Genomic DNA, 15,521 nt, shown 5'->3' on the forward strand with positions numbered 1-15,521 from the left:
TCAGCAAAGACTGCAAAACCGACAAAGGAGAAAGCTCGAAACTTGACGACAACCTGACCCAAAACCATCATCCACCCGGGTCAGTTCTCAGTGGAAACCCCGGGTCAGTTCTCCGCGGAAATCAACAGCCCTGGCCGAGGCCGAGAAACGGCTTCTGGCGGCTGCCACTGCGACATAACTGCGACATGGCGCCGATTTGGCTGGTTCGATTTCGGCTAAGTCGTTGAAATTGTTTGGCTGGGGAACCTGGATTCGAACCAGGACTAACGGAGTCAGAGTCCCCACGGGAATGATGTTTTCGCAACGCTTTTTCTCCAACTGCGGAGAAAAGCGGCCATGCAGGATCAAATAGATAGCTGGGTTTCGCCAACCGGAAATCACGCCTTTGATGCGGCCGTCGCGTGGCTGATCGCCACGCCCGATCTTGATAAGCCGCGCCCGGTCCTTCCTCATCTTCGAGAGACATTCGGCCTCAACGCCAAGGGTGCATGTGACGCCTGTCGAGAGGCCCGCCTCGCTCGCGCGAGGGCCGCATGACGGCCCTCCGAAGCAAAACCGCCGCTCCAGGTGACGAGGCTGGAGGCGGCGGCTGGACTGTAGAAACCTTTGCGGCGGTTCCGTGTAACTATGTAACACACCTCCGAGAAGATGCAATCGGTGGCGGGCTTACCGCCAGATGAAATCACCTCGCACACATGGCTTGACCCGCGTCTGCCCGGAGGTTCCCGGCGGCGACAGCCGTGTGCTGCGTTCAATCGGCGGTCTTCTCGCGATCTTGACCCTGCCGATCGCCTTCGTGGCGCTGATGAAGATCATCGGGCCGGCCCCGGCCTCTGCCAAAACGGGGAAACAAAAATACGCGGCTCTGGTGTGCCCATTCCATCCGCGTGCCTTGAGATACCCGGGCAACCCCCGGGAACGGTGGATTGCGCTGCTTGCCTGTCATCGGGATGACGACCTGACCAGCCTGCGGTGTGTCAGCGCCGAAGAAAGCTGACGGCGGCCAGCGCAGGGACACTGCGCTGGGCTCTCATCGCTGTGAGAGCGAAGGGTACTGAGTACGCGGGCCGGTGGCCTCCCCTTCGTCAGGGGCTTGAGGAGGGGCACCGATCCCATACCTCAAGGCGGAAAGGGCGAAGCTATGGGATATTCAGTCAGGCTCCCCGAGTGTGGATCAAATGCCCATCCTCCTGAGGAAAGACCACATCTTGGACTTTACTATCTGAGGACAGAGACCACCAAGCTGATGATGCTGATTAAAATGGCCATCCATGAAAGCCAGGGCTTCGATCGCATCTCGAACTCCTGATAGGCGTCCCTACGGATTTGCATCATTGCTTTTTCGGAGAGGTAGTGGCGGCCGTGGATGACGTTCCACTCCCACATTTCCGTGTCATCCTCATTTGTCGGTCTTAGCGGCACATGAATTCGCCAACGCGCAGCCTTCCGCAGCATCTGTGCGGTTTCGATCTCGGCTATCTCAGCGCTCATAAGATAATGCTCATTGGCGCCTTCGTTCACCGCATCGCGATATTCCTGCGACCTCTTTGAGAGGTCGGCCGTTTTCTCCTTAAAGGTCGCGTTGTTGTACTCAAGTCCATGCCGTAGCCGGATAAGTTCATCCCGCTCGTTTCGATATCTCAGCAGACTTTCCAACCAGCCCATTTCGACCCGCCTCTGACTGTGCAATGCCCGTTTGTACCATGACGCCAGCGAAGGCACGTAAGCAGTAATTCGGCACCCCTTGCCGATTGACGACCCTTTATCGCAGATCAACGCATAATTCTCGCGCATGAATCCAATAAAGTTGCGATCTCGTGCAAATATCGATACAATTGCGCACTGTTCGCGCGAGATTTCAACACTTCATGCAATCTTCATCTGGTCCCAATGCCCGGAAATCCCTGCGAGATCGCGGACCGTCACGGGGTTTTCCTCTCTCTCTCCCGATGGCCGAAAAATCCCCGGCTGAGATCGCGATCGCCTTCCTCGAGAGGCTCCGGATTCCGGAGGGTCCGAAAGCCGGTCAAAAGCTCCGCTTGGCGGAATTTCAGAAAAAATTCGTGATGGGAGCGTTGGACCCGGCCAACATGGTCGCCTGTCTTTCGATCGGCCGCGGCAACGCAAAGACGGCGCTTGCGGCCGGCTTAGGACTCGGCTCGGTCACGGGCGAATGGGATCGACAGCCGAAACGGGAGGTCTTGCTGGCGGCGCGCAATCGCGACCAGGCGAAGACCGCCTTCAACTTCCTCGTCGGTTTCATCGAAAGCCTCCCAAGGTCGAAACGGGCGAAGTTCATCATCCGTCGGGGATCTCGACTCGAAGTCGAGTACAGCGGCAATGGCGGCGGCCTGGCCCGCTGCATCGCGGCCGATGGCCGGTCGGTACTTGGTGGCGCCCCGACGCTCGCCATTCTGGACGAGCGGGCGGCATGGGAGCGCGACAAAGGTGACGCGCTGGAGAATGCCGTCCTTTCCGGTCTCGGCAAGCGCGGTGGCAAGGCGCTGATCATCTCGACCAGTGCACCCGACGATGCGAACACGTTTTCGCGTTGGTTGGATGCACCGCCGCCTGGAACGTACGTTCAAGAGCATCGCCCGCCGTTCGGGCGTCCCGCCGACGATGCAGAGTCGCTGCTGCTTGCCAATCCCGGCGCGGCGGAAGGCATCGGGGCGTCCCTCGAATGGTTGCAAGCTCAAGCTCGGCGCGCGATCGCGCGCGGTGGCTCCGCTCTTTCCAGCTTCCGCAACCTCAATCGAAACGAGCGGGTTTCGACCGAAGATCGGTCGGTGCTGATCACCGTAGACGAATGGCTCTCCGCCGAAGTCTCGCCCGACGCGCTCCCGCCCCGCGAAGGCGAATGCATTCTCGGCGTCGACCTCGGCGGTTCCCGTTCGATGTCTGCCGCCGCCTTCTACTGGCCCGCCACGGGCCGGCTTGAGGCCGTAGGCACCTTTCCAGGCAAACCTGACCTTGCCGATCGCGGGGCCGCCGACGGCGTCGGCAGCCGCTATCTCGACATGAAGGAGCGCGGTGAGCTTTCGGTGCTCGGCGAGAACACGGTCCCGCCCGGCCCTTGGCTCGCCAGCGTCGTGAACCTGATCGATGCTTCCTCGATTTCCTGCATCGTCGGGGATCGATTTCGGCATGCCGAATTTTCGGAGGCGATGGTCAAGGCCAACCTTGGCCGCGTCCCGTTCATCTATCGCGGGTTCGGGTGGAAGGACGGCTCGGAGGATATCGAGCGGTTTCGGCGCGCTGTGTTCGATGGACAGGTGAAATCCCGTCCCTCCCTGTTGCTGCGCTCAGCCTTCGCCGACGCGATCACGCTGATTGACCCAGCCGGCAATCACAAGCTCGCCAAAGCCCGTAGTCTTGGCCGCATCGATGCTGCCGCCGCCGCCCTGCTTGCAGTGGCCGAAGGGGCTCGCCGTGCCGCGCGGACCTCCCGACCCCGGAGGGCTGCAGCATGGACTTGATGAGCAAGAATGGGCGCGCTGGCTGGCACGTCTACAGGTCACGGCGCTGGCAGGCGCTGCGGCTCCAAGCCAAGCGGCGCGACGATTTCAAGTGCACCGCGTGTCCCTCGCGCGGCCGGCTGGAGGTCCATCACGTCCGGTCGGTCCGCGACCGGCCGGACCTTGCGTACGATCTCGCCAACCTCCGCACCCTTTGCCCGACCTGTCACATCAAGATCGAGCGAGGCCATTCCGCACCGACCGCCAAGCAAATCGCTTGGCGGAATCTCCTCAGAAAGGAAGCACCATGTTGAGAAGTGCCGAAATTCAGCGCCGGCAGAGCGAAATCCGGCAGACCCTGTCGGAGTTGCTCGGCAATACCGCACCCTCCGAAGACGAAACCCGCAAAATGGGCGAACTCGACGTCGAGTACCGCTCGAATGAGACACGCTTTCGGGCCGCACTTATCGCGGAAGACGCGGAACGGCGCGAAGCTGGTGCTGACCTCGAAACGCGCGCCGGTCGCGAGTGGGCCGAACTCGCCGCCAAGTTCGAGCTGCGGCAAGTTGCGCTGGCCCTGGACGAAGGGCGGCCGCTTGACGGCGCGACGGCCGAAATCGTCACGGAAATGCGGGGCCACGGCGGCTACAGAGGCTATCCGGTTCCGCTCGCAGCCCTTGAGCTACGCGCCGGCGAGACGATCGCCAGCGGCACGCCGGACCCGATCCAAACCCGGCCGATCATCGACCGTCTGTTTCCGGACAGCGTGGCGGCTCGCATGGGGGCGCAGATGATCAATATCGACAGCGGCGCGATTGAATGGCCTGTCGTCACGTCCTCCGTCACGGCAGGATGGGCGGACGGCGAGCTTGCCAATGTGGCCGGTCCGACCGTCTTTGCCACGACCGACAGGGCTTTGAAGCCGGAACAGAACCTCGGCGTGCAGATGAAGATCAGCCGCAAGGCGTTGAAGCAGTCTGGCGATGCCTTGGAGCAGGCCGTCCGCCGCGATATGAACGGTGCGATTGCCGTCGCACTCGACAAGGCGGTGTTCCTGGGCACGGGTGCCAACGGGCAGCCGCTCGGCGTGATCACAGGAGCCGCGACCTACGGCATCACGTCGACCGACGCCGGCGCAATGGCATCGTGGGCGGCGTTCCGGGCTGCTGTGGTGCGGTTCATGACCGGCAATGCCGCCGGCTCGCCGGATGCCGTGAAAGCCCTTATCCGCCCGGAACTGTGGGCTCTGCTTGATGACACGCTCATTACCAGCACAGCGGTGTCGCAATGGGATCGCCTGCTGAAGAACATCCCGGCCCGGAACATCGCCATGAGCGCCAACGCGCTCGCTGCACCGTCTGGCGATCCGCTCGAAACACAGGCCTTGCTCACGACTTCGGCCGGCGGTGTTGCGCCGATCTTCGTCGGCGTTTGGGGAGGTGTAGATCTGGTTCGCGACGTTTTCTCCGACGCGGCGTCGGGTGGCCTTCGCCTGACGGCGCTGACCACGGCGGATGTCACCGTGGCCCGTCCGGCGCAACTGCAGCTCATCACCGGCCTCGAGCTGGAGGCCGCTTGATGCTGCGCACTCCGATCTCAGTTGCACGTCACATCGGCCTTTTGTTCTCCCGTTTGGGTCGATGATGATGTTGCATGGCGCCCCGACTGCATTTGAGGTCCGCACCGAAGGCGGAGCCACTCGGCTTTCGGGGCGCTTTCCCTATGGTACGGAAGCTTGTCTTAGCGATGGGCGGCGCGAGAGGTTCGCGGCCGGCGCGTTTCGCTCCCGTGTCATGGCCGGCGAGAATGTCTTCCTGCTTGCCGGCCACGATCCCGAAAAGCCGCTCGCCAGCACAGAGGCCGGCTCTCTCACCCTGCGCGACGATGACGACGCGCTGCACATCGAGGCGCGCGTCACGCCGTCGACAAGCTGGGCGGCCGATGCCCTTGCTGCGCTCGCCTCCGGCTTGACCAAGGGCTTGAGTCCGGGTTTCCGCGTCAAGCCCGGAGGCGACATGGTGACCCGCGCTGCCGACGGGCTGCTGCGCACGGTCATTCAGGCCGATCTGTTCGAAATCAGCATGGTCACGCGCGCGGCATATGACCAGGCGCAGATATCGGCCCGCAACTGGCAGCCGGCTCCCGTCATCGAAGCACACGAGGCCGGCCTTCTGCACGTGCACAGGCGCTGGAGAGCTTGAAATGACAGCGACGACACTCAAACAGACGGAAGGCCCGCCAGAGGGGTATCCTGACCCGCCAGCCGGTCTTTCGACGGCAGCCGCTGCGCTTGACCCGGCGATGGTCTGGCAGCGAATCGAAGCCTACACGGCCTGGCGCTGGTCGGAACGCGCTGTGACGTGGATTGTCGCCGTCGAAGGCGGCGGCGGATGGAATGCGCCTCTTGCTCCGGTGACGAGCGCTTTGACGGTCGAGAGGTGGCAGGGCGACGGTTGGGGCCCGTTCACCGCCGGTGCGACGCCACTCGGAGGTTTCAGGCTCCCCAATGGCTCCTATCGAATAAGCGGCACTGTCGGTGATGACGAGTCCGCCATTCCTGCCCCGGTCTTGGAAGCCTACCGCAGGTTTGCCGAGTACGCGGCCGCCAAGCCTGGCGTACCGGGAGCGACGTCCGAAACTGAGATCGTTCAAGGCATCGGGACGAAGGAAATCAGCCGATCGGCGTCGTGGGTGGCTCGCGCCGTCCAAAATAGCGGGGCCGCCGACCTCCTGCGTCCCTACCGGAGGGTTTGACGTTGCTCGAGTGGTTGTTCGGTAAAAGGTACAGGGCCGAAAAGCGGTCGTCCGCATCCGGCTTTACCGCGGAGATTGTCGCGGCTCGCGAATCCTACATCAGCGGCCGGCGCGGCGTTGCCGAACTCACGGCCACGGCACAAGGCTGCGTCAGCCTGTGGGAGGGCGCGTTCGCCCTTGCCGATGTTTCGGGCACCGATCTGCTGGACCGCCGCACCCTCGCTCTCCTGGCCCGCTCCGTGGCGCTGCGCGGTGAGGCACTGTTCCTGATCCGGGACACGCTTGTCTCGTGTAGCGATTGGGATTTGTCGACGCGCAACGGCGTTCCTCGTGCTTACCGCATTTCAATTTCGGAAGCGGGCGGCGGCACAACGGAAACGGTCTTGGCGGCGGAAGTGCTCCATCTTCGCATCGGATCGGATCCTGCTGCACCTTGGCTTGGAACGGCGCCATTGCGGCGCGCGTCCCTCACCGCCGGGTTGTTGCAGGCCGTCGAAAGCGCCTTGGGCGAAGTGTTCGAAAACAGTCCACTCGGCTCGCAAGTCGTGCCGATGCCGGAACAGCCGGAACAGGACAGTACTGCCCTTGGTCGATCCTTTCGAGGTCAGAGAGGCCGCGTGCTCTTGCGCGAGTCCGTCGCCGTCTCGGCTGCCGGCGGACCGGCGCCGGCAGCCGACTGGCGTCCAGCAAGCCTGTCCCCGGACCTGGAGCGCGCAATGACCGCAGAAACGCTGTCGGCGGCCCGGGAGGCCGTTTGTGGGGCCTTTGGTGTTCTGCCGGCCTTATTCGCTTCGTCGACCACTGGCCCACTTGTGCGAGAGGCACAACGCCACCTCGCTGGATGGGCGCTCCAGCCGATTGCGATGCTTCTTGCCGAGGAAGCATCTCAGAAGCTCGGAAGCGAGGTCATGATTGACCTGATGCGGCCTGTTCAAGCTTTTGACGCCGGTGGCCGTGCTCGCGCGCTTGCGACCATCGTGGACGCACTCGCCCGCGCCAAGGAAGGCGGCTTAACGTCGGGAGACGTCAATGCGGCACTGACCCTCGTCAATTGGGGAAAAGACGATGGGGCCGCTTAGGCAGATACATCCTACCAAGCGAAATTTTTTGTCAACTTGATGCACTGATGGCGCGTCACTCGGCAGTTATGAGAGAGGCGATATTTATTGAGTTGGATAATGTTCAGGGTGAAGATTCCATCCTCCTGCTCCAATCACCAACGGGATAACAGTAATTTCCATCTCATCATCTTCGTTTAAGACAGCACCGTTTAGAATACCCAGTCCGGAAACGCGACCGCGTTCAAGGTTGATCGCTGCCGTGTCCGAAAAAAGATACATGTTTCGAACCTGCATTCTGACACGGCACTTTCGATACTCTCCTTTCGAAACCGCTTGAAGTGTCCCTACCGGAGATTCTTTCCACAGAGAGGGAATTCGTATTCCCTTTCCCCTAATGCTCAGCCGAAAGTGGACCAGTCTGCCAACAAAATGGTCAACCTCTTCCTCCCTCTCAAATCTAAATATATCTTCAAGTGCAATTGGCTCCCGCGCCTCTGCCAAAACTTGCGCCAAAACCTGACACCACAGGTCGTATAGATGGAAGGCGCTCATCGCCTCTTGGGATGAACTGTCCGTTGAATAGTCTGGGTCCTCCGGATGTGGCTTGAATTTTCCAAGATATGATGGACGCTCTTCCCCGTCATAAATAGATCGAAGTGCCTCGATCGTGTGTATATCAACCTGAGGTACCGCATTCATGCCATACCACTTATCTTCGCTTTTTCGATCTTGCTCTAAACTCAAGCGTCTCTTTAATCTCTCAACAGATGATTTTCTCTCATATTCTGAAAGAGACCGATAAGCCTCGCGTAGTCGGATTGGATTCTTGTATATACAATAATAAAACGTAAAACGGCTTCGCGACAGAGATAAAATATCTGACGAGCATTTATCTTCCCAATCCTTCTTATACTTTCTAACGTGCGAAGGTTGCAGTTTCTTCGTCAACCCAATCTGCATTGATGCCATATCGTGATGATCTAGGCACAAAGAGGCTAAATTTTCTGACGTATTATTCGAAGGATCACCGTCAATGTGGTGGAGTTGCACGCGCGGCTTTTGGCAGACGCAGCACGCATGTCTGTTCGCTATGAGCACCTCGCTTTGCAACGATCGGGGGATTGGAATTCTTTTCAAACTCATGGCATCGCGACTGTGGTGCGCTTCATTTTCTGAAGGGGCTGTTTTCACAAAAAAGCTTGGCCCGAGGCCGCAAGGGCTGCTTGACGGGATTCTATTAGACCGTGCAGCCGCAAACCGGCTGAATATCTATGAAAAAATATGCCGCCCTTTCGTCTCCGAAAGCACGCTGCCAAACGGCGGCTTGAAGCGTTGACAATCGCACACAATTGGTTCGATAATGTGCCATGCCGCGTCGCCCTAAAGACCCTGCCGACCTATTCAGCCACAACGATTTGGCGGTTGCAAGTGGCAGCACCAAACGGTCGGTGCAGATGGTGGCGGACAACGGGTTGCTGCCCGGCGACGGAGGAATTCGCGACCTCAAGCGGGGTTGCGCGATCGGCGCATTTGTTTCGGCCGGTGTTCCGATGCTCGTCGCGGGGCGGGTTACGAATAAGCTACTTTGGGCTCTCAATCAGACCGACGGCGAGTTTCCGAGCCGGCTTGTCGATTTCGACAATGACCTCGGTCCTGCGGCATTCCCGCGCGATCGTGGGATGTCCGATTACTGGCGGCATCGTGCGCTCCTCACAAGGCCGGATCTTTATCGACCAGGCGAAGCGTTCGAGTCGGATTACCGTGTCGAGATTGCGGAGCGCGAACACGTATTCACGTTCGGCGGTGTCATAGAACCCGACAAATGGAACTATGAGGGGCGGATTGAAGGATGGGCGCGCGGAAGCGACGTCGGGTTTCACTCATTGGCAGAGACAACCTCCGAGTGGAGAGGAGCTGATGACCAAGATCGGCTAAACGAGGCAACTAAGTCACTTCGACTAAACGCCGTCGGCATTCTAACCGTCAACCTTTCACTGGCAATCCGCAATGGCCTCGATCGGCTTGCCATCTTTAGAGGGCGCAAGACGTGAAGCGCGTATCAATATTCACGATCACAGACCTCAAACGTGCGCTGAAAGCCTATCGCGCGGCGGGTCTCGAACCGGGAGCCGTCGAGATCGAACCTGGCAAGATCACTATTCATCCGCCGGCGGCGACTGCCCAAGGGGCTGTCGACGAGGTTGATACGTATTTCAAAAATCGGGAGGCCAAACGCCATGCGAATCAATCTTAGAGGCCTCAACCGTACCAAGAAGACGCTCGCGGATGGCACCGTCAAAATCTTCTGGTACGCATGGAAGGGTGGCCCTCCCCTCTCCGGCCAGCCTGGCGAACCCGAGTTCATCGCTTCTTACAATGCTGCCGTAGCCCGGAAGGTCATAACGCCGGCAGGAGTGCTGCTTTCCATCCTCCAAGGCTTCCAGGCCAGTTCGGATTGGGATGATCTCGCCGATCGAACACGCCGGGATTACGTCAAGCTGATCAAGGTCATCGAGAAGGATTTTGGCGACATGCCGCTGTCAGCGCTCGCTGACCAGCGCGCGCGGGGCGAATTTATGGAATGGCGAGATAAGCGCGCCAAGTCATCACGTCGGCAGGCCGACTATGGATGGCAGGTACTCGCCCGCATTCTGTCGTGGGCGCAAGGGCGCGGCCTGATTGCGAGGAACCCATGCGAAAAAGGCGGTCGCCTTTACCGCGGCACCCGGGCCGATAACGTATGGACTGATGACGACGAAGCATCTTTTCTCGCGAGGGCGCCCGCACACTTACATCTCCCGCTTCTTATCGGTCTGTGGACCGGCCAGCGGCAGGGCGACATTCTCGCGCTCACATGGATGCAGTACGATGGCGCACACATTCGCCTTCGGCAGAGCAAGACGGGCCGCCGTGTCGTGATTAAGGTCGGAGCGCCGCTAAAGGCTGCCCTCGACCCTGTCCGCCAGAAGGAAGGCCAAATCCTCCTCAATAGTGATGGCGCAGCGTGGACGCCCGACGGCTTCCGATCGTCCTGGCGCAAGGCATGTGCTGCTTCCGGCGTCGTAGGCGTCACGTTCAATGATCTTCGCGGGACTGCTGTCACCCGCCTCGCTCTGTCAGGTTGCGAGGTCCCGGAGATAGCGACGATCACGGGGCACAGCATGCGCGATGTCAATGCGATTCTCGACGCGCACTATCTTCACAGGGATCAAAGGCTCGGCGATTCGGCCATCACGAAGCTCGAAAACAGAACGAAATCTCCCAACTGAGCGCCCAACTGACACAAAATGTTCCAGATGAGAAAGGGAAAAAGCGTAGCGAAATCAATTGGCTGGGGAACCTGGATTCGAACCAGGACTAACGGAGTCAGAGTCCGTGGGTCTACCGTTAACCTATTCCCCAGCAGCGGTCCGCCGAAGCCGCAACCGATCCCGCCGAAGCGGAATGGGCTGCGTTGTATTCGTCGCGGCGAAAGAGTCAAGCCCGCAAACCAATTGCAGTCGATCGCGCGGCCTTGCTTTTGGTCAGCTCCAAGGCCGGCCTGGTATCTCGCGCGCAATCCGGCCGCATTTCCTGCGCTGCGCGCCGAAAAGACTATTCCGCCGCGACCGCGTCGTAGCCGCCGTGATCGTGGGCATGGGCCGATTCGATCGCCCGGCGGGCAAGCACCGCCACATTCGGATCGCCCTCGGCCAGATAGCGCTCGATGTCGTCGCGGAACCACCACGGTGGATAGACGACGCGGTTGGTGATCTGGCGCGCGTGATAGCGATAGTCGCGCGACATGTTATCGCTGCTCATGAAATAGATCCAAGCCGCGGCGCGTTCCTTCAGGTCCTTGGCGGCCGAGATGCGTTGCGAGAAGCGCAGCATGCGGCGGAAATGCAGGCGGCTCTTCGGCACCAGATGGCCGATCGGATAGTCGATGGGCGCGAAATGGCCGCACAGCACGCAAGGGACGCCCAGCAGGCCGAGTTCGGCCGCGCTGGTGCCGTTGTAGATCACGCCGAGATCGATCAGCCCGTCGAGATCCTGAAGGTCCAGCCAGCGGTGGCCAAGCACCATCACATTGTCGGGGAGTTCGACCTCGATGAGGTCGGCAAAGTTTTCCGTCAGGAACACACCGATGTCGTGCCGCATCTCGTGCGGATGCGGCTTGATGAGCAGCAGCGTGTTGCTGTCGCGCACCGCTTCGATGGCGTGGTTCAGCCAGTCCTTCATGTTGACGTGAGCGGGTCCGCCGTCAAAGGGAACAAGGGAGTCGCACACGACCTTGCCGAACAGGCAGGCGACCTTGCCGCCCCGTTTGCGCCAGTCGAGGATACGGTCCAGGGCCTGCTGCGCCTCCGGCATGCGTTCGGATTGGCCGCCCGTGGACCGCCGGGTGAGAGCGACCTCCTGCACGGCCTGCAACATCTCCGGACCGCGGTGCTTGTTCTCCTGGTAGAACTTCAGGAACTCGCCCGGGATGGGGAAACTCGCGGTGCGAAGTTCACGATGCAGCGTGATGTTGCGCACGGTCGTCTTGGTCGAGACCGAAGAGGCGAAGTTGAGGAAGTAGTTCTGGTAGCCGTTCGCCGAATGGATGCAGAAGAATTTTTCGGGATGGCCGAATTCCTCAAGGTAGAAGCGCACGACCGCATCGGGCAGGCGCGACTGCTGCAAGACCATGAAGCCGCAATCGATGCCGGCGCTGACAACCGACCGGTTGATGTTTTCGAGGACGATCGCCGTGAGCCTCGTCCATTCCGCGAGGCGGCCGAGGAATTTCTGCATGACCGGACATGTATAGTCGACGTTGTAGCGGCGGCGGTTGATCGCGGCCTCTTCCCAGACGATGTGCTCGAGGTCGATGTTCTTCCAGCGCAACTGGCCCTGCGCGACATTCACCTCGAAATCCTCGATCGGCTTGAGGAGCCGTTTCGCCTTGCGGTCGAACTCACATTCGGGCGTCAGGCAGCCGAGGAAACGGTCAATCTGCGGGTTGCCGGTCTTCTCGAGAGGAAGGACGCCCTTGACCAGCGGGATGATCGCCCATCCCATCTTCTTCATTTCCATCAGCACGACCAACGGGAATTTCCGTAGCTGCTCGATCGAACGCGGCGCGACGAAGATGACACCTTCCGGCTTTTGCGGCTGCGCGACGCGGGAGAACCATCGTGTCGATTCGGCGGCGAACTCCAGTTCGCCTACCCGGCGAATGAGGCTCCAACTCCCTTTCGGATCGACCGAATGCGGCCGGCACAAAAGCGATTCGTGGACACGCTTGACCAGCGTCGTGGCGCGCTCGAACTGGCCCTCGCGCTGCAGGATACGGGCATATTGCAGGAAAGCCTTGGAGCGCTTGTCCTTCTCCGGCAGGCTTTTGACGAATTCATGCGCCATGTCATAGCGCTGCGCGTTCAGCGCCCACAGGAAGAAGTCGCGAATCTCGTGCTCCTTCTCCGGTTTGCGTGCGGCGTCCGACAACAAGCGGGCCGTGACCGCCTCATGTTTATTGGAATCCCCTTCGACCAGCGATGCCGCGATCGACCAGAGAGCCGGAATGGCCCTCGGCTTCTCGGCGAGATAGAGCATCGCCTTCTCGAACCGCGAAACTTCGCTCGGCAGGTCGAGATCCCTCGATATCTGCAGGGCCGTGCGCAACTGGCGCGCAAGCGTTAGCGAGCGGATGCCGGCCTTGTCGATATGCGTCTTGATCACCTTCTGGCTGGTGATCTCCAGCCACATCGGACGAATCTGCTTGAAGCTGGCCCGCGCGAGGCGATGCGAGTCCTGATAGCTGGGGATTCGGCGTATGCCCTGTCGCAGCATAGCATTGATCGCCTTGAACTTTCCGTTCAGGTCCTTGGCTTCGTCGAACTGGCGCTTGCAGACCTGAAGGTAGCGGTCGTGCTGCCGCCCCTGGATCAACCGCTCCGCGAAGACGAATTTTTCGTCGCCATCTTCCTTGCCGGCTGTCTCCTGACCGGCAGGCTCCGAAGCGGAAGACGATCGATCGTCGGATTCCCGCGTGCTCGTGGCATCGCCGTCTTCATCCTCCGCGGAAGCGCCCTCCTGCGACGTTGCGGTGCCGGTTGCATCATCGGAGGCGCCGGTTACGTCGTCCGTACCGCCGGTGTCGTTCGAGCCTTCCTCGCCGCCGCCGTAGCCGTCGCCACCATCGGCCCAGGTCATGTTGTCGCGCGAGATCTCGTCGACGATCCGCCAGGTCTTGTTGAGGCTGTTGAAGCGCCGCGTTTCATCGGCCGTCGCGTTGCCCGAGGCCATCGCCTTCTGGCAGTCCTGGATGGCCGTCATGACGAAGTCGTGGGCTTCCTGATAGGCGCCGGACTTGGCCAGGGTCGCCGCATACAGATAGGTCAGGAAAGCACTTGCGGGGAAGCGCTCGAGCACATCGCGAGCGGCCTCCCGTATCGTTTCCCGGCCTTCATCGCTGATCAGCAGTTCGCCGATGCGCTTGCCAGCGACCGCCGGTGCGGTTGCGCGAATGGCCTCCATCTCCGCGAGACCTGTCAGGAGGACGCGGATATCATCCGGGTCGGCCTTTTTCAGCCTGTTGATCACGAGGCCGGTAGCGAAAACCCGCCTGGTCCTGGAAAAGCCGAGCAGGCGTATCGAGGTGTCGACGAAGCGCTCGGTCTTCGGCTTGTCGTAGGTCTTCTCGGCAAGATTCTGCGCGGTCCTCGTAAGGAAGTCGCTTGTGCCCCGGTGCAAGCTGCGGGACAGCTTGATGATACCGGTGCGTGATGCCAAACGTTTGGATTGTTTCGCAATTTGCTTACGGATAACGCCCATCTTCAATGCAACCACTCTTGCCTGATCAATTGCCGTTAGGCTGGTTTCGCTTTCGACAGTCAAACAATGCACTGCCCCGAAAAGCGCGGCGCATCGCGTTCGGCGGCTTGTCGGTACCCCATATGGTTTGCTTCCGCAAGGGTACTTGCAGCCGCGGCGCGAAAACTGCCGAAGCCGATACGAAACCTGTCCGCATATACTTCCAAGGATTGCGAGTGTAGTCCCTTACACTGCAAGCCGCCAGCCGGATTCGTTCCCGGCCATGGGCCACCACGCAAACCCGGAGGCAATGGAGGGCCGCTTTTCGGCGTTTTGTTCTCCATCCGTCAAACCCGTGAAAAAAAGAGACGCCATGGCTGGGCCACGGTAATGACGCGTCGATCAGATTCGCCGGGAGCCCGCAGTGACCTTCATTCGCGTCGAGACGCTGTCGCGCAGATACGGCAACATCGCGGCGGTCGATGGTATTTCTCTGGATTTTCCCACAGGATCGTTCACCGCCCTGCTCGGCCCGTCCGGCTGCGGCAAGACGACTTTGCTCAGATTGATCGCCGGCTTCGAGGCGCCGGCGGAAGGGCAAATCCTGTTCGACGGAAAACTGATGGCCGATCCTGAGCGGCAGGTTGCGCCCGAGTCGCGCGGCGTCGGCGTCGTGTTCCAGTCCTATGCGCTCTGGCCGCACATGGATGTCGCCGGCAACGTCGCCTATCCATTGAAGACGAGACGGACGGCAAGCACGGAAATCGCCACGCGCGTCGGCGACGTGCTGGAGATCGTCGGGCTCGCCGGCTTCCAGGCGCGCCGGATCGAGGAGCTTTCCGGTGGACAGCGGCAGCGCGTGGCGCTCGCCCGCTGCCTCGTCGCCGACCAGAAGATCATCCTGTTCGACGAGCCGCTCGCCAATCTCGACATGCACCTTCGCGCCTCGATGGTGGACGCGTTTCGCGACATCCACCGCCGTACGGGCGCGACAATCGTCTATGTCACGCATGACCAGGCCGAAGCCCTGGCGCTTGCAGACCGCGTCGCGGTGATGAGCAAGGGAAAACTGCTGCAGGTCGCGCCGCCGCAGGAAGTCTACCGGGCCCCTGCGGACGCGACGGTGGCGGGATTCGTCGGACGCGGCGGCCTCATAGCCGGCTCGGTGAAAGAGGCCGCGGGCGGGACGGCGATGGTGGAGGCCGCCGGGCATCGTTTTAAGGCGCGAAGCGGCGGCAAGGCGACGGGGCCGGCAAAGATTCTGCTGCGGCCCGAGGCGCTTCGCCTCGCTTCGGAGGGTTTTGCCGCGAGGGTGGTGGACGCCGTTTATCGCGGACCGGTTTACGAGGTGCGGCTGGCGCTTGCGACGGATGAGGAACTCGTCCTCGACAGCATCCACGCGCCGGCTGTTGGCGAACTTGTTCATGTGGCTTGCTCGGATGCCTGGGTCATCCCGACCGCCTGACGTGTC

At 60.9% G+C, this 15,521-nt stretch carries 15 protein-coding genes and 1 tRNA gene; 11 read left to right on the plus strand and 5 right to left on the minus strand.

The genetic code is table 11. From position 1 onward, the window contains the following. Positions 1 to 87 precede the first annotated feature (87 nt). Entirely contained in the window at positions 88 to 453 is a 366-nt protein-coding gene (locus tag ACH196_RS05910; protein ID WP_396645760.1) for a hypothetical protein, read from the minus strand. A gap of 247 nt (positions 454 to 700) precedes the next feature. Between ACH196_RS05910 and ACH196_RS05915 the strand changes: the two genes are divergently transcribed. After that, positions 701 to 997: a hypothetical protein gene (locus ACH196_RS05915; protein WP_396645761.1), complete on the plus strand. Its 297-nt coding sequence runs from the start codon at positions 701 to 703 to the stop codon at positions 995 to 997. 221 nt (positions 998 to 1,218) lie between these two features. On the opposite strand, the gene ACH196_RS05920 is transcribed toward ACH196_RS05915, so the two are convergent. Continuing rightward, positions 1,219 to 1,665 carry a hypothetical protein gene (locus tag ACH196_RS05920; protein ID WP_396645762.1) on the minus strand — a complete coding sequence of 149 codons (447 nt, stop codon included), beginning with the start codon at positions 1,663 to 1,665 and terminating at the stop codon, positions 1,219 to 1,221. Positions 1,666 to 2,066: 401 nt separating this feature from the next. On the opposite strand from ACH196_RS05920, the gene ACH196_RS05925 reads away from it, so the two are divergent. The 6 genes from ACH196_RS05925 to ACH196_RS05950 all read left to right on the plus strand — a co-directional run bounded on the left by ACH196_RS05925 (position 2,067) and on the right by ACH196_RS05950 (position 7,291). Further along, entirely contained in the window at positions 2,067 to 3,479 is a 1,413-nt protein-coding gene (locus ACH196_RS05925; RefSeq protein WP_396645987.1) for a terminase large subunit domain-containing protein, read from the plus strand. Beyond that, positions 3,479 to 3,772: an HNH endonuclease gene (locus ACH196_RS05930; protein WP_396645988.1), complete on the plus strand. Its 294-nt coding sequence runs from the start codon at positions 3,479 to 3,481 to the stop codon at positions 3,770 to 3,772. The genes ACH196_RS05925 and ACH196_RS05930 overlap by 1 nt, the downstream gene beginning before the upstream one ends. Beyond that, positions 3,673 to 5,037: a phage major capsid protein gene (locus ACH196_RS05935; protein ID WP_396645763.1), complete on the plus strand. Its 1,365-nt coding sequence runs from the start codon at positions 3,673 to 3,675 to the stop codon at positions 5,035 to 5,037. Before ACH196_RS05930 ends, ACH196_RS05935 begins: the two co-directional genes overlap by 100 nt. A gap of 67 nt (positions 5,038 to 5,104) precedes the next feature. Then, on the plus strand, positions 5,105 to 5,659 hold the full coding sequence (locus tag ACH196_RS05940; RefSeq protein ID WP_396645765.1) for an HK97 family phage prohead protease: 555 nt from the start codon (positions 5,105 to 5,107) through the stop codon (positions 5,657 to 5,659). Position 5,660: 1 nt separating this feature from the next. Further along, complete coding sequence (locus ACH196_RS05945; protein WP_396645767.1) at positions 5,661 to 6,212, plus strand: hypothetical protein; 552 nt, start codon at positions 5,661 to 5,663, stop codon at positions 6,210 to 6,212. 2 nt (positions 6,213 to 6,214) lie between these two features. Then, complete coding sequence (locus tag ACH196_RS05950; protein WP_396645769.1) at positions 6,215 to 7,291, plus strand: phage portal protein; 1,077 nt, start codon at positions 6,215 to 6,217, stop codon at positions 7,289 to 7,291. Positions 7,292 to 7,375: 84 nt separating this feature from the next. On the opposite strand, the gene ACH196_RS05955 is transcribed toward ACH196_RS05950, so the two are convergent. Beyond that, positions 7,376 to 8,221 (minus strand): hypothetical protein, encoded by an 846-nt coding sequence (locus ACH196_RS05955; RefSeq protein ID WP_396645771.1) that lies wholly within the window; start codon positions 8,219 to 8,221, stop codon positions 7,376 to 7,378. Between the two features lie 419 nt (positions 8,222 to 8,640). On the opposite strand from ACH196_RS05955, the gene ACH196_RS05960 reads away from it, so the two are divergent. Genes ACH196_RS05960 through ACH196_RS05970 form a run of 3 tightly spaced genes read left to right on the plus strand, consistent with a single transcriptional unit; the run spans position 8,641 to position 10,542 of the window. Then, the gene (locus tag ACH196_RS05960; protein WP_396645773.1) at positions 8,641 to 9,324 is read left to right on the plus strand and encodes a hypothetical protein; all 684 of its coding nucleotides are present in this window, start codon (positions 8,641 to 8,643) and stop codon (positions 9,322 to 9,324) included. After that, a complete protein-coding gene (locus ACH196_RS05965) occupies positions 9,321 to 9,527 on the plus strand; it encodes a hypothetical protein (protein WP_396645775.1) in 207 nt (68 codons plus the stop codon). The genes ACH196_RS05960 and ACH196_RS05965 overlap by 4 nt, the downstream gene beginning before the upstream one ends. Further along, positions 9,511 to 10,542 (plus strand): tyrosine-type recombinase/integrase, encoded by a 1,032-nt coding sequence (locus tag ACH196_RS05970; protein WP_396645776.1) that lies wholly within the window; start codon positions 9,511 to 9,513, stop codon positions 10,540 to 10,542. The genes ACH196_RS05965 and ACH196_RS05970 overlap by 17 nt, the downstream gene beginning before the upstream one ends. A gap of 59 nt (positions 10,543 to 10,601) precedes the next feature. Here the strand turns inward: ACH196_RS05970 and ACH196_RS05975 are convergent. After that, a tRNA-Gln gene (locus ACH196_RS05975) sits at positions 10,602 to 10,675 on the minus strand. Between the two features lie 192 nt (positions 10,676 to 10,867). Then, positions 10,868 to 14,029: a hypothetical protein gene (locus ACH196_RS05980; RefSeq protein WP_396645777.1), complete on the minus strand. Its 3,162-nt coding sequence runs from the start codon at positions 14,027 to 14,029 to the stop codon at positions 10,868 to 10,870. A 445-nt stretch (positions 14,030 to 14,474) separates the two neighbouring features. Between ACH196_RS05980 and ACH196_RS05985 the strand changes: the two genes are divergently transcribed. Further along, positions 14,475 to 15,515, plus strand: coding sequence for an ABC transporter ATP-binding protein (locus tag ACH196_RS05985; protein ID WP_396645778.1), 1,041 nt, complete (start codon positions 14,475 to 14,477; stop codon positions 15,513 to 15,515). The last annotated feature ends 6 nt before the right edge of the window (positions 15,516 to 15,521 follow it).

The sequence above is a fragment of the Mesorhizobium sp. IMUNJ 23232 genome, from assembly GCF_044326205.1.
GTDB lineage: Bacteria > Pseudomonadota > Alphaproteobacteria > Rhizobiales > Rhizobiaceae > Kumtagia.